Source organism: Rothia sp. P13129 (assembly GCF_048512865.1).
Lineage (GTDB): Bacteria > Actinomycetota > Actinomycetes > Actinomycetales > Micrococcaceae > Rothia.
This window is the reverse complement of record NZ_JBLXYA010000011.1, coordinates 1-21,388: the sequence shown is the minus strand read 5'-3', so window position 1 is coordinate 21,388 and position 21,388 is coordinate 1. Positions and strand designations below refer to the sequence as shown.

Here is a 21,388-nt window from a genome sequence, read left to right as displayed (position 1 = left end):
GTGAAGAGTTATATATCTTCTTAGTTGAGGTAGAAGATTTTGTCCTTATTCTCAGCCATGTGCTGTGCGTTCCAGTCTGCACCGCCGTCAAGGTTTGCAGCGAGGAATACTGGTGCGCTGATACCTTGTGCCACAAGATTCTCGATAATGCCTGCAGATAGTGAATGCAAGATTGCGGTGGAGGTGACTCCAGATGCAGGGGTGAACTTCTGAGGCACGCCCTCTAGGCTCAGCACTGCGTCTCCTGCATCTACTTGGTTGTCGATGAGGATATCTGCATGGTCTTTGAGTTTGGTTCCGTCGGGTACACGTGAGGTGACGGCTTCGGTGTATTTAGAGGAGGTGAGTCCTACGACGAAAATACCGCGAGCGCGTGCTTCACGTGCTAGCTCTACGGGGAGCGCGTTACGTCCGGAGACGGAGACTACGATGAGGACGTCTCCTTCTTTGAGTGGTGCATTGTTGAGCACTACTTCAGCGTATCCGGGCATCTGTTCCATCTGCGACCCGAGGGTGGTTGGGCGTGTGGTGAGTGCTTCAACACCGGGTGCGTAGAGTGGGTTGATGAGCATGAGTCCGCCGGCACGGTAGACGATGTCTTGTACGGGAAGGCTGGAGTGTGAAGCGCCGAAAGCGAAGATGCGTGCGCCTTGTGCTACGCGTTCTGCGATAGCTTGTGCGGCTTTGTCGATGGTGGGGACTTCTTCTTCACGAATTTTTTCGAGAAGTGAGATGATTTGTTGGTAGTAGCTATCCAGTAGCTGTGACATGATGACCATCCTTTACGATGTATGAGTCGAATGGGGGGTATGTGATGTGGATTGGGGGAGTGTTCTTAGGCGAGGATGCCGAGAAGTTGTCCAATCCAGTGGATGATGATGCCCGGTACGATGGCGTCAGGAACAGTGAAGCCTAGTCCTGATGCGCCGAGGGCAGGCAGGTCGCCGAAGGCGTTGATGTGGTAGGCGAAAGAGATGAGAATCCAGCCGAGGAATCCCCAGAGGAAGCCTCCTAGCCATGCTGCGGTTCGTCCGCCGGTAGAGTTTGCGAAGATTGCTGCGGTACCGGATGCGAAGAATGCAACGATCATGGAGGGGATTGGTACTGGCCAACCTAGTGCAACGCAGATAACCATGCCGGTGATTTGGCCGATGAGACCTGAGATGAGGCCGATGAGTAGTGCGTTGGGGGCGAAGGCGAAGAGTACAGGAACGTCCAGCGCGGGGATGGCGTTGGGGATAACTTTTTGGGAGATACCTTCGAATGCGGGAACGATTTCGCCGATGAGCATGCGGACACCGTAGAGGAGGATGAGCATACCTGCGGTGAATTGCATGGCCATCATGAAGGAGAAGATGACCCAGCTTTGTCCGTCGGAGATACCGCCGTCTGCTACGGGTGCTTCGAAGGCGCTTACTCCTGCGGAGCTGACTGCTGCTAGTGCTGAGCCGAGTGAGACAATCATCATGACGATGGAGGTGGATACTGCAACGTCGCGGAAGAATGAGAGTTTCTCGGGGAGTTTGATGTCTTCGGTGGATTTTTCTTTGTTTCCTACGACCATGCCGAGGTATCCGGCGAGGACGTTGAGGAGGGTTTGTCCGTGTGCGAAGCCGACGTCATTTCCGCCGGTGATACGACGGACGAAGGGTTGTGCGATGGCGGGGGCGAATGTCATGTATGCGCCGTCGATGAGGGAGGCGATGATGACGGTCCATACGGGGCCTAGTCCGAGTTGGTAGATGGCGATGGTGAATGCGCCGGCGTGTACCCAGATCATATGTCCGGTGAGGTAGACGTAGTGCCATGGGGTGAATCGTGCGAGGAGTAGGTGCACGATGTAGCCGAAGAGCATGGTGAGACCAATTTGTGAGCCGAGGGCTGCTACTGGTCCGGTTTGTACTGCTGAGACGACGGCTTCGTCGAAGGTGACGAATGTGGTGATGTTGCTGGCGGGGAATGCCATCTCGAACATCTTTTGGATGGGTGCTAGGCCTTGGATGAGGACTGTTGCACCGCCGGCGATGATAAGTAGTGATAGTGCTGTTTTGATGGTGCCGGTGATGACTTCATCGGCTGCTTTTTTCTGTGCGACTAATCCAATGAACGCAATGAATCCGACGATGATTGCGGGGATTTGGATGAGTTGTACGAAAAAGTCAAGGAGAGAGTTCATTGCTTCTACCTCAAGCTATATGGGGAATGGGGAGTGGTGTGGCTAGTTGCCTGCGGTGAAGTCGTTTACTGCGGCGAGTACTTTGGTTTTGACTTCATTTTTGTCGATGAGGTTGTCGATGAGTACGACGATTGCTTTGGTTCCTTCAACGTTTTTTGCCATTCCGGTGGTGGTGACGACGATGTCTGAGGGTTGTGATTTGAAGGAGCCAAGGTCGATGGCTTGTACTTTTGCGTCGATGTTTTCTGCGTTGAGGAGGGTGCGGATTTGGCTTGCGAGCATCATAGAGGTTCCGAGTCCCATGCCGCATACGGTTGCAATTGAAATCATGATGATTATTACCTTTTCTTTGTGTTGTTTTATTGGGTGAAAACTTCCATCAGTTGAACGTCGCTGCTCGCCTGACGGGCCTTTTCGATGAGTTCTTGTTGTCCGAGGACGTCTGCTAGTTCTTGGATTTTTTCCATGTGTCCGTCGGTGCTTTCGGATGCGAAAGAAATGAGGAAGTCGACGGGGTCGTTGTTTTTGCTGCCGAATTTTACGGGGGTAGCTAGTGTGACGACTGCTGTTCCTGCTTTGAGGACTCCGCTGGTTGCTTTTGCGTGGGGCATGGCAATGCCGGGGATGAAGACCATATATGGTCCGAAGTCTTCGACACCTTTGATCATTGCTTCGGTATATTCTTTGGTCGCTATTCCGGCTTCTTCGTAGAGTTCACCAACGATGCTGATGGCTTCTCTCCAGTCTTTTGCTGTGCGTTGGGCTGAAACAACGTCTGGTACGAAGGTCATTGAGACCACCTCATCTTTCTCAACTGTTACACAAGCCATCATAATGATTGAAAATGACTGATGTAAAGCAAGTTGAGTGAACTTTTCGCAAAATAATCAAAATTAGTCACTTTGTTAAATAAAGTGATTTCTGACTTTTAGTAACACGCTTTTCATGTTAAATGCCGATTTTCTAGGGTAATCTTCTTGGTTTCTAGGGTTTTTGGTGGAGTGTTGGCAAGTAAATGTGACTGATTGAAAATTATTCTTGTAGACACCAAAAGAATCATATGTAATCATAATTATGAAAACTTTTGATTAATTGGGTGATGGATTTTGAGAAAAACCCCAACACCAAACACAGAAAGGCCACAACTATGACAACTCCCGGCGCCCACATGAAAGAAGAACTCCTCAGCCAACCACAAACCTGGGCACAAGCACTCGAACTAGACACCTCAGCACTACCCCAAGACGGCACAAAAGTCGCAGCCGTAGGATGCGGAACATCCTGGTTCATGGCACAAAGCTACGCCGCACTACGCGAAAACGAAGGACACGGAATCACCGACGCCTTCACCGCAACCGAAGTACCCACCGAACGCGACTACGACGAATACCTCATCATCTGCCGCTCCGGAACCACCAGCGAAATCATCACCTTCATGGAATCCGTCAAAGGGAAAAAACCTATCACCGTACTTGTCGGAGTCGCAGACTCACCCGTAGCAGAACTAGCAGACCGCGTCATAGACCTCGGCTTCGCCGACGAACAATCCGTCGTACAAACCCGCTTCGCCACCACCGTACTCATGCTCCTCCGCTCCTCCATCCACAGCCGCGACATCTGCCAAAACGCCATCAAAGACTGCGAACGAGCACTATCCGAACCACTAGATCCAGAACTCATCAACGCAGAACAATACTCATTCCTCGGCACCGGCTGGACAGCACCCATCGCCACCGAAGCGGCACTAAAAATGCGTGAATCCTCGCAAAAATGGACAGAATCCTACAACTCCATGGAATACCGACACGGCCCCATCGCTATCGCATCAGAAGGCCGTATCACCTGGCAATTCGGACAAGCACCAGCAGGCCTTCGCGAACAAGTAGAAGCCACCGGCGCACGCTTCGAAAACCAAGACCTAGACCCCATGGCAGACCTTGCACGCCAACACCTCGTAGCACTCGAAACAGCCCTAGCCAACGAGCTAGATCCCGACCAGCCACGCAACCTCACACGCTCAGTCATCCTCAACTAAACACAAACTGAAGGTAGAGGTAAAAGCCATGAACACATCAGCCGTTGTCGCTATCACGCTCAACCCCGCACTAGACATCACCATCACCATCGAGCACCTCAGCGCAGAATCAACACTACGCATTCCCGCCGCTCAACGTCGCCTCGGAGGTAAAGGACTCAACGTCGCCAACGTCGCCGCCGAACAAGGCTATACGGCCGTGGCTCTAGGGCCCATCTGTCACGAATCTCTCCAAGAGCTTCACCAACGACAAACTGAGCAACGCAACACAACGCACCCCCTCAACGACGGTGTGCACACGGCTTTTACCCCTACCCCCACACCTTTACGTAGCACCTACGCAATACACCAAAAACACGACTCCTCTACCACCATCATCAACGAAAACGGTGCAGAACACCCAACCCACGTGTATGAAGGAATCCTCAACACCCTAGAAGACACCCTCAAACACTACGATCACTGTGCCGTAACACTCTCTGGCTCTTTCCCGCCAGCAGCACCCACCACACTCATCAACGACATCAGCACGCTCTGCCAACGCTACGGCAGCACTTTCATCGTAGATACCTCAGGGAAACACCTCCTCGACGCCGCTCAAGCACACGCCGACTACCTCAAACCCAACTACTCTGAACTTCTCGAAGCCACCCAATCAGACGAACTCTTCACCGCTGTCAAAAAACTTCAAAACCTCGGCGCTCAAAACATCATCGTCTCTTGCGCAGAAGACGGACTGTACTTCATCAACCACCATCAGGCATACCGCGCCAAACTCGCCCAACCACTGCAAGGTAACCCCACCGGCGCCGGAGACGCACTCGTCGCAGCACTCGCCACCGGACTCATCGACAAACTTCCCACCGAAGAACTCCTCCGCCGAGCAATCTGCTGGTCTGCCTTAGCGCTCACACAACCTATCGCCGGAGCTATTGGCACCGAATGGGAATCCCTCAACACCAACATCCTGATGGAAAAAATCCGCTAACCCAAACCTTTATCCCCTGAACACAACCACGACAGGAAAGAAAACCATGCCACAAATCAACACCATCGACCTCGTACGCTCCGCCGACCAAAACCGCAGAGGAATCGGAGCTTTCAACGTCGTCCACCTAGAAACAGCAGAAGCCATCGCACAAGCAGCCGAAACAACAGGCTTACCCGTTATCATGCAGCTAAGCCATAACTGCATCAACTTCCACGGCAACCTCACCCCACTGGGGCAAGCCATGATCGACATCGCACAACTCTCCACCGCAAATATCGCAGTACACCTAGACCACTGCGAATCAGTAGACTTAGCCTGCCAAGCTATCGACCTCGGTTTTAACTCCGTCATGTACGACGGCTCCACCCTACCGTATGAAGAAAACCTCGCCGCCACGGTCAAAGTTGTAGAGTACGCCCACCGCAACGGCGCCAGCGTAGAAGCCGAACTTGGAGAAATCGGAGGCAAAAAAGGTGCCCACACCCCTGGTGTACGCACCGACCCCACCGAAGCACACGAGTTTGTACAAGCCACAGGGGTAGACACCCTAGCTGTTGCCGTCGGTAGCGAACACGCCATGACCGAACGTACCGCACGACTAGACCACGAACTCATCACACAATTACGTGAATCTACAGGGGTCCCACTCGTCCTTCACGGATCTTCTGGTGTCAGCGATGAGCAGATTCTCCAAGGAATCCGCTCAGGTATGACTAAAATCAATGTATCAACACACCTTAACAGTTTCTTTACTGAAGCTATTGCACAATACCTTCACCAAAACCCAACAGTTGTGGACTCCCGCAAATACTTGGGTGCTGCACGAGAAGCGTTAAGCGCAGAAGCCGCCCGACTATTGAGCGTCTTCGCCGGTTAAAGTGCGTTGAGAATAACCTCAAATAACTAGCTCATAGTGAATGGAACACGACCGACGATGCGCAGCCAACGACATGCCGAAATACTGGAACTCCTCAACGAACGCCAGTGCCTTAGCGTCAACGAAATTATTGACGCCCTAGACATCTCAGCTGCAACAGCCCGACGAGACCTCGACTACCTCGCCGGCGAAGGTCTTCTGCAACGAACCCGTGGTGGAGCACAAAGTAACCAAAACGTCCTCGCCAGCCCTATGAGCCGTAGAGACTCTTCTCACCTACCACAAAAAACCGCTATCGCACGTGCTGCTATCGAGCATCTACAACCTGGCATGATTATTGGCTTTACAGGAGGTAGCACCGTCGGAGAAGTCGCCCGCGAACTATCACAATGGGTCTACCAACACCAAGATGTTGAACTTACCCCCGCTCAACCTCTTCTGACCGTTGTCACCAACGCCGTAGACATCGCTTATGCGCTCGCCGAGAACTCATGTATCAAAATTGTTCTCATCGGCGGTGAAGTCAACAGCTACTCCTACGAAATCACCGGACCTTTTGCGACCGACATGCTCAAAAACATCTCCCTCGATTTGGCATTTATCGGGGTGAACGGTTTTGACCAGAACGGCCCAGGAACAGTGAACGAATATGAGGCCATGGTGAACTCTGCGATGGCAACACGTGCAGAAAAAACTTTTATTGTTGCTGATTCTTCAAAGTTTGGAAAACGCTCATTCTCTAGTGTGGGCGGAGTCGAAAACATCTCAGAAGTGATTACCGACTCTCAGCTACAACCAGAACTTGCTGAGGAAGTCCAAAACCTCGGCTATAACCTCAAAATTGTTGATTTATAACATTCTAAAGGTGTGAATATATACCATGTCTTCTCTTCTGATTCATTCAGCAACCGTCTACGACGGAACCATTGGCGGCGTTTATCCCGATAGCGCAGTTCTCGTAGAGGACGGAAAAATCACCGATATTCTGAGCACCTCTGAATGGAAGACAAAACAAACCCCTGATACCCGTATTGTTGATGCGCAGGGTGCTCCCGTCGTTCCCGGATATCTTGATATACATCATCATGGCGGGGGAGGGCATGCCTATGATGAGGCAAATCTTGATACTGCACGTGTTGCACTCAACGCCCACCGTCAGCATGGAACAACTCGAAGCGTCTTATCGTTCGTGACGAACTCGATAGAACATATGGCAGGCGCTCTGAACACTTTTCAACAGCTACTCAAAGACGATCAGCAGGTTCTTGGATTCCACGCCGAAGGGCCGTTTCTTCACCCACAACATAAGGGTGCCCACCCCGAAAAACTGCTCAAGGACCCATTAGCTGAAGACGTTGAGAGACTACTTGAAGCTTCAGACGGGCACCTCCGACAGATTACTTTAGCCCCCGAACGTCATGGTGCTTTATCCGCAATACAACGTTTTACGAGTGCTGGAACAGCTGTAGCTGTTGGCCATACAAACGCCACCTATGAGCAAGCTCAGCAAGCTTTTGCTGCAGGCGCTTCACTCCTGACCCACACGTTTAATGGGATGAACGGTATTCACCATCGTGCCCCCGGTCCGGTGATCGCCGCTTTAGAAGAACAATCTGTGTCTCTAGAAGTTATTAATGACGGTATTCATGTCCACCCATCAGTAGTACATACTCTTTTCCGTGAGGCTCCAGAACGTATTGTCTTGGTAACTGATGCGATGTCAGCTGCTTGTAACCCGGATGGTTTGTATATTTTGGGTACTTTAGATGTCAAGGTCGAAAATGGTGTTGCTCGTTTAGTACACGGGGATTCTCTTGCTGGCTCTACTTTGACGATGGACTACGCCGTGCAGCACGCTGTACGTTCTGTTGGTGTGGGATTAGATGTTGCAGTTGCTTCGGCAACGTCTCATGCTGCTCATGCTATTGGTGTGGGGCGAAGCTATGGGCGAATTGCTCCAGGGTATTCGGGAGATATCCTGATTTTGGATGAGCAGACGTTACTTCCAAACCATATTTATGTAGATGGCGTCCCTCAACGATAGTATGTTTGCGTATTTCACCGATGTTTAGCGAACCTCATCGCTGGTAGGTTTGGTAGAAGTCATCGAGATAGTAGCAATTTCTCGTGCTCCTTGACCGAACGCGAAACTGCATATTGTTGAGGTGATAAAAATGACGCCAGCTAAAACCATTGCCCATTGAGGACCTAACCTATCCGATAACGGGCCAACGAGTGAATTTCCGATGAGCATTCCGCCGGTCATGACAACTGTCATAAGAGAAAACAATCGCCCTTGAAACTCTTCTGGTGCAGATTGAACAAATACTAAGTTGCCAACAACTTCTTCTGGGCCATACGCAAGACCCCATATGAACCATAAGATGCAAAACATCAGAAATTGGGGTTCAAAGCCCATCAGCATATTGGTGAGTCCGTATATTGTTCCAGATGCTAGAAGCCAGGATCGTGCTCCTCCTCGGAACTTCATTTTGCCAGCGATTATAGAACTAGAAATCGTTGCTACACCATAGCAAGCTGACGCAATCCCAAACTCAAAACTGGTTAGCCCTAAATTTTCGCTCACGTATGGAACTGCAGAAAGAACACCAATAGGAACTGCTGCCATTGAGAAGAACCAGAAAATATACAGGGTCTTTAATGCTGGGATATTTCTGGCTATCTCAATGCCCGCTTTGACCATGTCGATATTCTTTTGGCCTTGATGTTTTTCGGCCCGATTTTTATAGTCTGTATCAAAATTTTTGATGGTGTATATGAGCAAAGCATATACACCATAGAGAATGCCACAGATGACAAGTGTGTGCGAAGCGCCGATAAAACCTACTAAAGCGCCACCCATCACGGGGCTAACTGATTGCATGAAGAATGAGACACCAGCTCTTTTACCGATAAAATCTTGATAGTTCTCTCCAAAGATCAGAGGCAGGCTAGAGTACATCGCAGGCCGTTCTAATGCACCTACGCTAGAAGAAATAAAAGAGATAACCATCATCGCAAAAACACCGGCAGAAGCCCATGTCAGAGGCAACGTTATTAATAGAATAGATTGCAGAATGTTAGAGTAAGCAATGATTTTTTGCCTGTTGAGCTTCTCAACTTGTGGAGAGCCTAATATTCCTACAAGAATTGCAGGAATAGCACCAGAGACTGCAACTAGAGACGCCGATGAGAGCCTTCCTGTTGCTGTATACACCAGAAACGGAGATGCTATTGTTTTTATTCCCTCAGACGCTTCTGAAAGCATGAGAGCAGATAAAATTCTATACTCTAAAAATTTAGAAGATTTGCATGTAACGGCCATTGGTCTTCACTCGAGACTTCTTTTCCTATAACACGGTTGACTATCGTTGAATAAAGGAACACATCATCGCTTCAAAAGCGAGTTTTGCGCTAGCATTCGTTGAAATACGTTTACGTGTTAGCGTCAAAGTATCTAAATGTCCGAGTGCCTGTTCTGGGCTCATTCGTTGCGCATAATCATGTAATTCTGCGGTGAGGTGAGTATTAATCAGTGCAGAACCAGTACCAAGCTGTATCGTTAGCACATCTCTAAATACTGTCTGTAAATCAATCAGAAAACGGTCTAGCGTGTCGGTAGCCATTCGCCGACTACGACGTTTTTGCTCTTCTTCTAACTGACGAATCTGAGCTTTAACATTGGGTGTTATTTTTTCGTCTTCTGTTATTCCAAGAGTTCTCAAAAGTTCTTGTAATTCTCGTTCATGTCGTTCTTTTGACGTATGATCAGCTTCTTCTTGAGCGATGTTTACTAGCTCTTGAGCAGCATGCATTGCTGCTGGAACAGACGAGAGAAAAATAGGCATACGCACGACCTGCTCACGGCGTTGACGTGCTTTATCTGATTGTGCAAGATGGCGGGCAACCCCAATATGTCCTTGTGCTAATGACGCACAATGACGGGCAAGAGCTTCGGGGTATCCCTCAACACCAGCAAGGAGTTTAACCACTTCTTCCCGATCCGGTACTCGTAGGGTGACAGGCCTACAACGAGAACGAATCGTCACCAGAACATCAACGGGGGAGGGTGCACAAAGAATCCAGATGGTGTGTTCTGGCGGTTCTTCAATAGCTTTGAGAAGAACGTTAGATGTTCTTTCTGGCATCCTATCAGCATCTTCGACGATGATAATGCGCCAGCGACCTACCGCAGGTCTATCTTGAGCTTTGGTGACGAGTTCTCGTGCTTGCTCAATTTTGATGCTGATATTTTCAGTAGAAAAGTGCGTCAAATCTGCGTGGGTGCCACGTAAAACGCTATGGCAGGTTTTGCATACACCACATCCGCGCAGCTGAGTATTGGGTTCTTCGCAGAGTAAGGATGCTGCAAAAGCTCGTGCGGCGGTTGAGCGCCCTGAACCGGGTGGTCCGGTGAAAAGCCAAGCATGTGTAGGGCGTTCTAATTGTGCTTGTTGGCGGAGTTGCTCTACGACTTCTGGCTGACCGATAAGTGTGTCCCAGATACTCATCCTTGCTCCTGAATATGTCGGATGAGGTGGTCATAGATATTTTGGTGCATCTGTTCAATATCTTGTTGCGCATCAATACACACATAATGGTGTGTTTTTGCAGAAGCAGAATGCGGTAAATCGTTGAAAGCTTGCTGTATTTTTTGGTGGAAGCTATCTGGCTCTGCTTCTAGACGGTCTTGCTGCCCGCGACGATGAGTGCGTTGTCGGCTTTTTTCTAAGGGCAGGTCGAGAAGGAACGTAATATCTGGGTGCAGGTTTTCAGTGGCCCAGAGTGAAAGGTTTGTGATGTTTTCTTGGCCAAGTTCTCGCCCGATACCTTGATAGACAGCTGAGGAATCAATGTATCGGTCACATAGCACAATTTTACCTTCTGCTAAGGCTGGACGGATAAGCTGTTGAGCATGCGCAGCACGTGATGCAGCAAAGATGAGCGCTTCGGTCCGTGCGTCAATGGCTGTTTCAGTATGTTCGAGGACAAGCTGACGCAGTTTCTCTCCTATGGGGGTGCCTCCCGGCTCACGGGTGCATATAACATCGTAGTTTTCTTGGCGTAGCCGTTGCTCTAGAAGCTTGACTTGGGTAGATTTACCAGCACCATCGCCACCTTCAAAGACAACGAATATGCCGTTACCTAGATGTCCTGTTGCGTGGTGCTGTGCACTATAGTTTAGAGATTCGCTCACGCTTATAAGAGTATCAAAGCAATAGAAATAGGTACTTAGCTCAAAAGTGTCTTCTGCGGTAAGTAATAGAAATGTTTTCTGCTGTTAAAAAGTGTACGTACTATCGTGGATGGTTATGTTCAGCGTAGTCTAATGGGTATGAGTACAGCAAAAGACATTTCTTCAGCAACATATGTGGTGAGTGCCGGCCGTCCAGCCCCAGAACACGATGCACCGGTAAACCCTCCTGTTATTTTTTCTTCGACGTATCGCGGTGCAGGCACTGTAGACCCTGAACACGACAAAGTGTATGCACGCTTTGACAATCCCACATGGAACGGGTTTGAAGAAGTCGTCGCTGGTATTGAGGGTGCATCTCTGCCTGGGCTTGTCTTTTCGTCAGGAATGGCAGCTATATCTGCGGTTATGGATCTAGTTCCTGCTGGTGCAACAATCCTGATTCCACGTCACGTATACATGAGCTCAGCAACAATCGCTGAAGACTTGCAACGCCGTGGTGTTGCTGAGGTGATTCGCTTAGATATTGAGAATACTCAAGAAGTGATTGATGCTTTAGAGAGAGTCTCTCAAAAATATGATTTAGCTGGAAAAACTCCTCATTATTCTGCTCCTGAAGCGCTTTTATGGTTAGAGAGTCCCACTAACCCGATGCTAGAAGTCGCTGATTTACCCACGATTTTGAGTGCTGCTCAACGGCTTGGCGTACTTTCTGCGGTGGATAATACCTTTTCAACAGGTTTAGTTCAGCAACCTTTAGCTTTGGGCGCTGATGTGGTGGTTCATTCTGCAACGAAGTATTTATCAGGGCATTCTGATGTTCTTTTAGGCATTGCGGTCACTTCTCATCAGCCGTTACGGGAAGCTATTTTGCGTTATCGTACGCTACATGGCGCTATTGCTGGGCCAATGGAAGCATGGCTAGCGTTGAGGGGTATTCGTACATTGTCTTTACGTATGGAACGCTCTATGGATAATGCGCTGGAGCTGGCTCAGCGTTTGAGTGAGCATCCTGTTGTCGCACAGGTGCGTTATCCGGGGCTTCCGGAGGATGCTGGGTATGAGCGCGCTCGCCAGCAGATGAATGGTTTTGGTGCTGTACTGTGTATTGTTCTTGACGCTGATGCGGTGCAGACTCAGCAGGTGGTGGAGCGTTTGCGGTTGTGGACTCCTGCAACGAGTTTGGGTGGTGTGGAGTCCTTGGTGGAGCGTCGCCGTCGTCATCCGTCGGAGCCAGAGAGCATTCCTGAGTCGTTGATTCGTTTATCCGTGGGGATTGAGCATGTTGATGATTTATATGCTGATTTGTGTGAAGCTCTTGATGTTTTAGTCAAATGATAGGCTGTGTTGTATGAGTCCTCTATCTATTGTTGTGTATTTTCAGTGGGGCGTATCTGCTCTTTTCGCTTTAGTCGTTGCTGGTTTGTCTTTATGGGCGTTGTTAGATGCTGTTCGAGCTACGGACTATGCTTATCAAAGCGCTTTTAAGCGGACTAAAACTTTTTGGGTCGCCTTAACGGGTGGTAGTGTCTTGGCTTCTGCTCTGGCTCTTTTGACCTTGTCTCAAGGTGGTGTCCCTAATTTGTTCTTCCAGCTTTTTGCGGCTATTGCGGCTGGCGTGTTTTTGGCTGATGTTCGTCCGGTTGTTACGGTGCGTCGCAATAAAGACTATTAAACACAACTAAACGCAAAAAGATTCTGAGGGGTTTATGGTGTGCTGTTATCGCGCATCATAAACCCCTCTATTGTGCATTGATTAGTGCATTTATAAGATTTCTTGTGTTTTTTCTTGATGTTCGTCGCGTATTTTCCAGAACTTTTAGGGATTTTTAAGTGGGAATACCTTTGCATGTGTGGATAGTAGTGGAACAATGGAGATATGACTTACAAACTAGTATTACTCCGTCACGGCCAGTCCGAATGGAACGAACTCAACCTCTTTACCGGTTGGGTGGATGTTAACCTCACCGAACAGGGCCGAGCAGAAGCTCAACGCGGTGGCCAAATGCTCAAAGAGCGCAATATCCTTCCCGATGTTGTTCACACCTCTCTACAACGTCGCGCTATCAATACCGCAAACCTCGCTCTTGACGCTGCAGATCGTCTGTGGATTCCTGTCAAACGCAACTGGCGTTTGAACGAGCGTCACTACGGTGCTCTACAGGGCAAAAACAAATCCGAAACTCTCGAAAAATACGGCGAAGAGCAGTTCATGACATGGCGTCGTTCTTATGACGTTCCGCCTCCTGCCCTCGACGATAACGACGAGTACTCTCAGGCGAACGATCCTCGTTATGCTGATATCGAGAACGCTCCTCGCACCGAATGCCTCAAGGACGTTCTAGAGCGTATGCTTCCTTACTGGGAATCAGACATTAAACCAGACCTAGCTTCTGGTAAGACTGTCCTCGTTGCAGCTCACGGTAACTCCTTGCGTTCTTTGGTCAAGCATCTTGAAGGTATCTCTGACGAAGACATCGCTGGTTTGAACATTCCTACTGGCATTCCGCTGTACTACGAGTTGGACGAGAATTTCCAACCGCTTAAAGCTGGTGAATATCTTGATCCTGCTGCTGCAGCTGAAGCGATTAAGGCTGTTGCTAACCAAGGCAAAAAATAATATCTAGATTGTTTTCTTCGGCGTCTCTAGCTTGTCTAGGGGCGCCGTCGTTTTATCTGGAAGGGAAATTGCAGGTGAACATTCATCTTTTGATGTTCTTCTAGTTTTCCTTCTACGTCTGTTAAGAATAAGCTGGTGTCTGTGGACCCTATCCTCATTGCTCTAATTTTTATTATGGTTGGTCTTGCAATTGGTGTCTTGAGCATGTGGGCTGTCACTAAAAGTGACCGTGAACGTGCGCAATGGGCAGATATTGAAGAGCCAAGTATTCAAGACGGTGCTGCCGAAGTGCTCGCCGTAATTGGTCGCGCCTATGTGGTGGTTGATGCTGTTGACGGTGTGGTTCAAGCTTCACCCGGTGCATACGCTTTAGGGCTGGTCCGTGGGCACACCATCGTGTGTGAAGAGATGATTGAGATGATTCGTCAGGCTCGTAGCGGTGGTACTATCGCAGAACGTGAAATATCTTTAATCCGTGGAGTAACGACTAAGAGTACTCTTGTCATTGATTTACGTGTTGCTCCTTTGCGTGATGAATATATTTTGGTTCTTGCCGATGACCGCACCGAAATCGCTCGAGTTCAAACCATTCGTAATGACTTTGTTGCCAACGTCTCTCATGAACTTAAAACACCTGTTGGTGCTATTGGGTTGATGGCAGAGGCCATCGAATCGTCTTCAGACGACCCAGAATCAGTAGAGTATTTTTCACAACGGTTACAGAAAGAGTCTCGTCGTTTAGCTTCTTTGGTTCAAGATGTTATTGAGCTTTCTCGGTTGCAGTCTGCTGATGTGGTGCGTCAATCTCAGCTTGTTGACGTCAACGACCTAATAACCGGTGCCATTGATAGAAACCGTATTACGGCTGAGGGTAAAAATATCACGTTGAGTTCTCAGGGGTGGGCTAAGCACTTGGTACATGGAGACCCTGAACTTTTAGGTACTGCGTTACGTAACCTCATCGAGAACGCTATACGTTATTCTCCTGAATCAACGCATGTGACGGTTTCTGTCCGTCAGGATGAAGAGAATATTTATATCTCTGTGACGGACGAGGGCAATGGTATTGCTCGCGAGGAACAAGACCGTATCTTTGAGCGTTTTTATCGTATTGACCCTGCTCGTTCTCGTCAGACCGGTGGTACAGGCTTGGGGCTAAGTATTGTTAAGCACGTGATGGCTCAGCATGGTGGCGAGGTATCTCTTGAGTCAGAGGTTGGGCAAGGATCTACGTTTACGATGTCTTTGCCGATGGTTGATGAACAAACCGAGCATGACTTATTGGGGTCAGAGAGCGTCACCTCCGCGCCGTAGACGAGGTGTGCTCGTACAATTTTTGTAGAGGCTCAAACATTGTTGAGAGCTATATTTTCTGAATGTAAAGGACATAACTATATGGCTAGGATCTTGGTTGTTGAAGATGAAGAAGCCTTGAGCGAGCCTCTGGCCTTTTTGCTAGGCCGTGAGGGGTTCGACGTTCAGGTCGTTGATAACGGTATTGACGCTGTTGTTGAGTTTGAACGTAATGGTGCAGATCTTGTTCTTCTTGATGTCATGCTTCCTGGTCAGTCGGGTATGGAAGTATGCAAGCAACTACGTGCCCAGTCTTCTGTTCCTATCATTATGCTCACTGCTAAAGACAGTGAGATTGATAAGGTACTTGGTTTAGAGCTTGGCGCTGATGATTACGTGACGAAGCCTTATTCTTCTCGTGAGCTTATTGCTCGTGTACGAGCGGTGTTGCGTCGTCAAGGTGACGGTGAGGAGTTAGAAGCTTCTAGCGCTGTCGAAGTTGGCCCTGTGCGTATGGACGTTGAACGGCACATCGTCACTGTTGACGGTGAGACGGTAACAATGCCGTTGAAGGAATTTGAGCTTCTGGAGATGCTCTTACGTAACGCTGGTCGAGTTTTGACACGTTCTCAGCTGATTGACCGTGTATGGGGCTCTAATTATGTGGGAGATACGAAGACTCTTGACGTGCATATTAAGCGTATTCGTTCAAAGATTGAGCCAGATCCTTCAACCCCCCGTTATGTTGTGACGGTGCGTGGCTTGGGCTATAAGTTTGAGTCTTAGGTTTTACGGTTTAATAGGCAGATAAAAAAGCTGGTGGGCACTCACTGTGATGTGAGTGCCCACCAGCTTTTTATGACAGAAGTGGTGCCGTGTTTTAGTGTCCGCTAGATTCTGCTGGTGTTGCGCTTGCGCTAGACATTGTGGCATTGGGAACGAATGGTTTGTACTCTGGTAGTGTTCCGTCAAGTACGGGAATGTTTACCGGTTCGCTATTTCCGTTGGAGCTGACTTTTACATCAAGTAGCATGAGTCCAGGGTTAGCACCAGCTGGGTCGATGATGAGTTTGTGGGATTCATCTTCTAAACGAATTTCTTTGCCTGCTGGTACGGTGATGTTTTCTGCACCGGCAGGGAAGTTGATGGTGACGGTAGCGTCTTCTTTGCCGTTGTTGAGGATAGTTCCGAGAACTCGCCCGTCAGCGTCTGCTGATTCTGCGATTACCATAATGTTACGTACGGCAATGTCTCCTACGTTTGCTGATACGCCGTCAGAGGGTGAGTATTGGAATGTTGTTGGCTGGGTGTAGATGTATCCACAGCCGGTTGTGGTGAGCGCTGCAAGTGCGATGGTGGTGCAAGCGGCTGCACGTTTGAGCGTGGAGGAGACGGCAAACTTCACGGCATGAACTCCTTGATGGTTACGAAGCATTATCGTTGTGCTGAGGTAAATGTGTGTGTCTCAATACAACTGAAAATATTAGGGTCTTTCGTATACAGTCTAACGGTTTAACGACGGAACGTCTGTATCTGCTCAATGGAGGGCGGATGAAAAGGCGGATAAATGCTAAATATAAGGTTTTTGTGGCTTAAAAATTACTTCTGGTGGTTCTTAAATCTTCCCATGATAGACTAGTTAAGCTGAAAGGGGTTTATCCATATGCTTTTTGAGGTTGGCGAAACCGTCGTTTACCCTCACCACGGTGCTGCAACAATCGAAGAAATTAAGATGCGCACTATTCGTGGTGAAGAAAAAATGTATTTAAAACTCAAGGTTGCTCAGGGCGACCTTGTGATTGAGGTACCTGCTGAGAACGTTGATATGGTGGGTATGCGTGATGTCGTTGACGAACGCGGCTTACAAGAAGTTATTGACGTGTTGCAGGCTCAAGATACTGAAGAAGCCGCAAACTGGTCTCGTCGTTATAAAGCGAATGTTGAGAAACTTGCTTCCGGCGACGTGATTAAGGTTGCTGAGGTCGTTCGTGACTTATGGCGTCGTGAGAACGACCGTGGTCTTTCTGCTGGTGAGAAACGTATGCTCGCTAAAGCTCGTCAGATTCTTTCGTCCGAGGTCGCTTTGGCTAAAGATATTGACGAACAATCTGCTGAGAAAGAACTCGATAAAATTCTCGAAGACGTCTAAAAATCTAGAATATTTATTCTTTTCTATCCGGTAGGCTCATGGCTGTGACTAATACCGATAGTTTTTCTCAGATGGCGGACGACGTTACTGGAACATCTCCAGTAGCGTCGTTCGCCGTCGTCATTCTTGCCGCTGGTTCTGGTACTCGTCTTGGATACGGTATCCCTAAAGCTGCTGTTCAACATTCTGGCAAGACCTTATTAGAGTGGGCTCTAGCTGGCGTTGATGCTTCTGGTGTTGCTTCACGTATCGTTGTTACTGTTCCGACCGATGATACTGCTCTGACGAACATTGCTGCTGATTATGGTGCTCTTACAGTGTCTGGCGGGTCAAGCCGTGCTGAGTCTGTTGCTTTAGCATTATCTGCTTTAGACAATGCTCCCGTGCGTTCTGGCTTTTCTTCTGACGCTCCTTCTCACGTGCTCATCCACGATGCGGCACGAAGTTTTACACCTGTTGAGGTGTTTCATCGGGTCTGCCAGTCATTATCTTCAGGGCAGGCTGCCGTCATTCCCGTTCTTCCGGTTGTCGATACGATTAAGACGGTAGATACAGACGGTTACGTGCGTTCTACTGTGCAGCGTTCTGTGTTGCGTTCTGTTCAGACTCCGCAAGGTTTCCATTTCAAAACGTTATTGGGCGCATACCGGCAGGCTGAAGAACAAGGTTTAAGCGATGAGATTACCGATGACGCTTCTGTTGCTGAAATGTGCGGTATCCCCGTAAAAACTGTTCTTGGTGATTTCCGTTCACTAAAAATTACTGTTGCTGAGGATTTGGCGTTAGCTTCAGCGTTAAAACTTGCAGATGAGTTATCTGCTGTTTCAGAGAAAGATTGATGTCTAGAATGATAATTCCTCGTACTGGGATTGGTATTGACGTTCATGCTTTTAGCACAGACCCTCAGACACCACTGTGGATTGCTGGGCTGTTGTGGGATGGAGAAGTTGGGCTATCGGGTCATTCTGATGGTGACGTTGTGGCTCACGCTGCTGCTGACGCTCTTTTTTCTGCTAGCGGTACGGGGGATTTAGGGTCAAATTTTGGGGTCGACCGTCCGGAACTCAAAGGTGCTTCTGGCATTTTCTTGTTGGAGGAAGCTGCACGGATTGTGCGTTCTTCTGGTTTTGAGATTGGCAATATCGCGGTTCAGCTGGTAGGCAACCGTCCCAAGTTTTCTCCTCGTCGTCAGGAGGCTCATGACGTTCTTTCGAAGGCGGTTGGCGCACCGGTAACGGTTACTGCTACGACGACTGATGGCTTGGGGCTAACAGGTCGAGGTGAAGGCATTGCCGCTATTGCTACAGCATTGGTGTATCCGTCTTCTTCCGTTGCAGATAAAGAGTAACGGGTAGTAACTACTCACACTTATCGCGGGGTGTCGTTGGTTAAAACGTGCGCCTTTGCTCAGCTTTGCATAGACTAAGGGAGTGACTTTGCGTTTTTACGATACTGCTACTGCTTCTATTCGAGATTTTGTTCCTGTCCGCCCCGGACATGCGTCGCTTTATTATTGTGGTGCGACGGTTCAGGGCGCCCCTCATATTGGGCATGTGCGTTCTGCCTTGGTTTTTGACCAGCTGTCTCGGTGGCTTCGCTACCGTGGTTATCAGGTGACAACGGTTCGTAATGTCACTGATATTGACGATAAGATTCTTGTGAACTCTGCGCGCTCTTTTGAAGCGGACTATGAGGGCGAGTACCCTTGTGAGCCTTGGTGGGCTTTAGCGTATCGTTATGAAAAGGTTTTTGCGCAGGCCTATGATGCTCTTGGCATTGACCCACCAACCTATGAGCCTCGAGCGACGGGGCATATTCCGCAGATGTTTGCCTTGATTGAGCGGTTGATTGCTGCCGGCCATGCGTATCCTGCGTTGGATGATTCTGGTGACGTATATTTTGATGTTCGTTCGTGGCCTAGCTATGGTGCGTTGACTCATCAGCATATTGATGACATGCAAGATGCGGCTGATGCTGATCCTCGCGGTAAGCGTGACCCTCGTGATTTTGCGCTGTGGAAGGGCTACAAAGCGGGTGAGCCGGAATCTGCTTCGTGGGCTTCTCCGTGGGGCCGTGGTCGTCCAGGCTGGCATTTGGAATGCTCTGCCATGGCTGGCCGTTATCTTGGTTCTCATTTTGATTTTCATGGTGGCGGTTTAGATTTACGTTTCCCTCATCATGAGAATGAGTTGGCGCAGTCTACTGCTGCTGGTGATGCTTTCGCGAATTTCTGGCTTCATAATGGTCTGGTCACTTATGAGGGTGAGAAGATGTCGAAGTCTATCGGCAATACGGTTTCTCCTGAGCAGATGCTTCAGAGTGCGCGGGCTCTTGCTGTTCGTTATTATTTGGGTCAGGCTCATTATCGTTCAGTGCTTGATTATCGTCCGACGTCGTTGGAAGAGGCTACGGCTTCGGTAGAACGTATTGAGGCGTTTCTTGCTGCAACTGTTTCTGAGCATCGTTTGGGTGAGGTTCCTGAAGAGTTTGCTCAGGCAATGGACGATGATTTGAACATTCCTCGTGCACTAGCTGTTGTTCATGAGTATGTTCGTGCCGGTAATTCTGCTCTTGCTCAGGGTGAGGATGTTTCTTCTATCGTTGTTGCTGTTTATACGATGGTTGATGTTTTGGGTCTTCGTTCGTTGATGAGTTTTTCTGCCTCTGGTCAGGGTTTTTCGATTGCTGCTGAGGTTGCGTTGGATTCGTTGATTCAGGGCATGTTGTCTGAGCGTTCTGTTGCTCGGGAACAAAAAGATTGGGCACGCGCTGATGAGATTCGTGATGCTCTTTCTGCTGCTGGTGTGACGATTAAGGATGGGGCTTCAGGTTCTACTTGGTCGTTGTCGTAGTTTTTTAGTTTTGGTATAGATATGTTCTCTGCTTGTCTCAGGGCGCATATATTGGATATATAGATGTGAAGTCGTAGAGGTTTCTACGCAGGATATTGAGGAATAGTTATGGCTAAGGCTGGGCGTCGTCCTGGAGCGACGACAAAGAAAAAGGGTCCTACTAAGGGAACCGGTGGTAAGAACCGTAAGTCTCTTGAGGGTAAGGGGCCTACTCCTAAGGCGGAGGATCGTCCGTATCATAAGGCGTATAAGATGAAGCGTGCGGCTGAGCGTCGGCAGGTTGGTTTGCATTCTCGTCCGCAGCCTCGTTTGGGTGGTAAGCGTACGAGCGAGGAGCTAGTGACTGGTCGTAATGCGGTGTTGGAAGCGTTGAAGACGGATATCCCGGCGAAGCATTTGTATGTGATGAGTCGTATTGATGCTGATGAGCGTGTTCGTGAGATTATGACGTTGGCGAATAAGGCTGATTTGCCGATGCTTGAGATTTCTCGTGGTGAGTTGGATCGTTTGACGGAGGGTTCTGTTCATCAGGGTATTGCTTTGCAGATTCCTCCGTATAAGTATCCTGATGCTACGGATTTGGTTTTGTCGGTGATGGAGTCTCATCATGCTGGTGAGCTTTCTTCTGCTCCTCTTTTTGTTGCGTTGGATGGTATTACTGATCCTCGTAATTTGGGTGCGATTATTCGTAGCGTTTCGGCGTTCTCTGGTGATGGTGTGATTATTCCTGAGCGTCGCTCTGCTGCTGTGACTGCTTCTGCTTGGAAGACTTCTGCTGGTGCTGCTGCTCGTATTCCTGTTGCGATGGCTACGAATTTGACTCGTGTTGTTCAGCAGGCGAAAGATGCTGGTGTTTTTGTCGTTGGTCTTGATGGTGGTGGAGATATTCTTCTTCCTGAGTTGGAGCTTGCTTCTGAGCCGTTGATGATTGTTGTTGGTTCTGAGGGTAAGGGTCTGTCTCGTTTGGTGACGGAGAACTGTGATCAGATTGTTTCTATTCCTATTGATTCTGCGATGGAGTCGTTGAATGCGTCGATGGCGGTGGGTATTTCTTTGTATGAGGTATCTCGTCGTCGTGCGTTGAGCAGCTAGTTGTGAGCTGTTTGAGCCGGTTATTTCTTCTTGTATGAGGGGAGGTAGCCGGCTTTTTTGTGTATTTTGGGTGCTTTGAGAACTTTTTTTAAATCTTTTTTGTGTGTTT

The 21,388-nt window shown here is 48.9% G+C and carries 23 protein-coding genes; 15 read left to right on the top strand and 8 right to left on the bottom strand.

What is annotated here, in order from left to right; translation table 11 throughout:
- Positions 1 to 20: 20 nt before the first annotated feature.
- From ACN081_RS07750 to ACN081_RS07735, 4 genes are all read right to left on the bottom strand, one after another.
- Complete coding sequence (locus ACN081_RS07750; RefSeq protein ID WP_419107442.1) at positions 21 to 770, bottom strand: sugar isomerase domain-containing protein; 750 nt, start codon at positions 768 to 770, stop codon at positions 21 to 23.
- A gap of 65 nt (positions 771 to 835) precedes the next feature.
- Positions 836 to 2,176 carry a PTS ascorbate transporter subunit IIC gene (locus ACN081_RS07745; RefSeq protein WP_419102376.1) on the bottom strand — a complete coding sequence of 447 codons (1,341 nt, stop codon included), beginning with the start codon at positions 2,174 to 2,176 and terminating at the stop codon, positions 836 to 838.
- Positions 2,177 to 2,218: 42 nt separating this feature from the next.
- Positions 2,219 to 2,506, bottom strand: coding sequence for a PTS sugar transporter subunit IIB (locus tag ACN081_RS07740; RefSeq protein WP_419103799.1), 288 nt, complete (start codon positions 2,504 to 2,506; stop codon positions 2,219 to 2,221).
- Between the two features lie 29 nt (positions 2,507 to 2,535).
- On the bottom strand, positions 2,536 to 2,967 hold the full coding sequence (locus ACN081_RS07735) for a PTS sugar transporter subunit IIA (protein WP_419107441.1): 432 nt from the start codon (positions 2,965 to 2,967) through the stop codon (positions 2,536 to 2,538).
- A 356-nt stretch (positions 2,968 to 3,323) separates the two neighbouring features.
- On the opposite strand from ACN081_RS07735, the gene ACN081_RS07730 reads away from it, so the two are divergent.
- From ACN081_RS07730 to nagA, 5 genes are read left to right on the top strand one after another with little or no spacing between them, the layout of a single operon-like run.
- Positions 3,324 to 4,211: an SIS domain-containing protein gene (locus tag ACN081_RS07730; RefSeq protein ID WP_419107440.1), complete on the top strand. Its 888-nt coding sequence runs from the start codon at positions 3,324 to 3,326 to the stop codon at positions 4,209 to 4,211.
- Positions 4,212 to 4,239: 28 nt separating this feature from the next.
- Positions 4,240 to 5,199, top strand: coding sequence for a 1-phosphofructokinase family hexose kinase (locus ACN081_RS07725; protein ID WP_419107439.1), 960 nt, complete (start codon positions 4,240 to 4,242; stop codon positions 5,197 to 5,199).
- A gap of 46 nt (positions 5,200 to 5,245) precedes the next feature.
- Complete coding sequence (locus ACN081_RS07720; RefSeq protein ID WP_419107438.1) at positions 5,246 to 6,079, top strand: class II fructose-bisphosphate aldolase; 834 nt, start codon at positions 5,246 to 5,248, stop codon at positions 6,077 to 6,079.
- Positions 6,080 to 6,136: 57 nt separating this feature from the next.
- A complete protein-coding gene (locus tag ACN081_RS07715; RefSeq protein WP_419107437.1) occupies positions 6,137 to 6,934 on the top strand; it encodes a DeoR/GlpR family DNA-binding transcription regulator in 798 nt (265 codons plus the stop codon).
- Positions 6,935 to 6,959: 25 nt separating this feature from the next.
- Complete coding sequence (gene nagA / locus ACN081_RS07710; protein ID WP_419103793.1) at positions 6,960 to 8,123, top strand: N-acetylglucosamine-6-phosphate deacetylase; 1,164 nt, start codon at positions 6,960 to 6,962, stop codon at positions 8,121 to 8,123.
- Between the two features lie 24 nt (positions 8,124 to 8,147).
- On the opposite strand, the gene ACN081_RS07705 is transcribed toward nagA, so the two are convergent.
- From ACN081_RS07705 to tmk, 3 genes are all read right to left on the bottom strand, one after another.
- A complete protein-coding gene (locus ACN081_RS07705) occupies positions 8,148 to 9,347 on the bottom strand; it encodes an MFS transporter (protein WP_419103792.1) in 1,200 nt (399 codons plus the stop codon).
- 97 nt (positions 9,348 to 9,444) lie between these two features.
- Positions 9,445 to 10,590, bottom strand: a complete 1,146-nt coding sequence (locus ACN081_RS07700; protein ID WP_419107436.1) for a DNA polymerase III subunit delta' — start codon at positions 10,588 to 10,590, stop codon at positions 9,445 to 9,447.
- Positions 10,587 to 11,276 carry a dTMP kinase gene (tmk, locus tag ACN081_RS07695; RefSeq protein WP_419107435.1) on the bottom strand — a complete coding sequence of 230 codons (690 nt, stop codon included), beginning with the start codon at positions 11,274 to 11,276 and terminating at the stop codon, positions 10,587 to 10,589. Before tmk ends, ACN081_RS07700 begins: the two co-directional genes overlap by 4 nt.
- A gap of 138 nt (positions 11,277 to 11,414) precedes the next feature.
- Between tmk and ACN081_RS07690 the strand changes: the two genes are divergently transcribed.
- The 5 genes from ACN081_RS07690 to ACN081_RS07670 all read left to right on the top strand — a co-directional run bounded on the left by ACN081_RS07690 (position 11,415) and on the right by ACN081_RS07670 (position 15,972).
- Positions 11,415 to 12,611, top strand: a complete 1,197-nt coding sequence (locus ACN081_RS07690; RefSeq protein ID WP_419107434.1) for a trans-sulfuration enzyme family protein — start codon at positions 11,415 to 11,417, stop codon at positions 12,609 to 12,611.
- A gap of 13 nt (positions 12,612 to 12,624) precedes the next feature.
- Entirely contained in the window at positions 12,625 to 12,948 is a 324-nt protein-coding gene (locus ACN081_RS07685) for a DUF2516 family protein (RefSeq protein WP_419103788.1), read from the top strand.
- A gap of 204 nt (positions 12,949 to 13,152) precedes the next feature.
- Positions 13,153 to 13,893: a phosphoglyceromutase gene (locus tag ACN081_RS07680; protein ID WP_419103787.1), complete on the top strand. Its 741-nt coding sequence runs from the start codon at positions 13,153 to 13,155 to the stop codon at positions 13,891 to 13,893.
- A 141-nt stretch (positions 13,894 to 14,034) separates the two neighbouring features.
- A complete protein-coding gene (locus ACN081_RS07675) occupies positions 14,035 to 15,207 on the top strand; it encodes a sensor histidine kinase (protein WP_419107467.1) in 1,173 nt (390 codons plus the stop codon).
- A gap of 81 nt (positions 15,208 to 15,288) precedes the next feature.
- Positions 15,289 to 15,972, top strand: coding sequence for a winged helix-turn-helix domain-containing protein (locus ACN081_RS07670; protein ID WP_419103785.1), 684 nt, complete (start codon positions 15,289 to 15,291; stop codon positions 15,970 to 15,972).
- Between the two features lie 94 nt (positions 15,973 to 16,066).
- Here ACN081_RS07670 and ACN081_RS07665 read toward each other — a convergent pair whose 3' ends face one another.
- Complete coding sequence (locus tag ACN081_RS07665; RefSeq protein WP_419107433.1) at positions 16,067 to 16,591, bottom strand: hypothetical protein; 525 nt, start codon at positions 16,589 to 16,591, stop codon at positions 16,067 to 16,069.
- A 258-nt stretch (positions 16,592 to 16,849) separates the two neighbouring features.
- Between ACN081_RS07665 and ACN081_RS07660 the strand changes: the two genes are divergently transcribed.
- The 5 genes from ACN081_RS07660 (at position 16,850) to rlmB (ending at position 21,279) form a co-directional block, all read left to right on the top strand.
- Positions 16,850 to 17,335, top strand: a complete 486-nt coding sequence (locus ACN081_RS07660; RefSeq protein WP_419102392.1) for a CarD family transcriptional regulator — start codon at positions 16,850 to 16,852, stop codon at positions 17,333 to 17,335.
- A gap of 44 nt (positions 17,336 to 17,379) precedes the next feature.
- Positions 17,380 to 18,174 (top strand): 2-C-methyl-D-erythritol 4-phosphate cytidylyltransferase, encoded by a 795-nt coding sequence (ispD, locus tag ACN081_RS07655; RefSeq protein WP_419107432.1) that lies wholly within the window; start codon positions 17,380 to 17,382, stop codon positions 18,172 to 18,174.
- Positions 18,175 to 18,182: 8 nt separating this feature from the next.
- Positions 18,183 to 18,683, top strand: a complete 501-nt coding sequence (ispF, locus tag ACN081_RS07650; RefSeq protein WP_419103830.1) for a 2-C-methyl-D-erythritol 2,4-cyclodiphosphate synthase — start codon at positions 18,183 to 18,185, stop codon at positions 18,681 to 18,683.
- Between the two features lie 82 nt (positions 18,684 to 18,765).
- Positions 18,766 to 20,187 carry a cysteine--tRNA ligase gene (cysS, locus tag ACN081_RS07645; RefSeq protein WP_419107431.1) on the top strand — a complete coding sequence of 474 codons (1,422 nt, stop codon included), beginning with the start codon at positions 18,766 to 18,768 and terminating at the stop codon, positions 20,185 to 20,187.
- Between the two features lie 108 nt (positions 20,188 to 20,295).
- Positions 20,296 to 21,279, top strand: coding sequence for a 23S rRNA (guanosine(2251)-2'-O)-methyltransferase RlmB (gene rlmB, locus ACN081_RS07640; protein WP_419103781.1), 984 nt, complete (start codon positions 20,296 to 20,298; stop codon positions 21,277 to 21,279).
- Positions 21,280 to 21,388 lie beyond the last annotated feature (109 nt).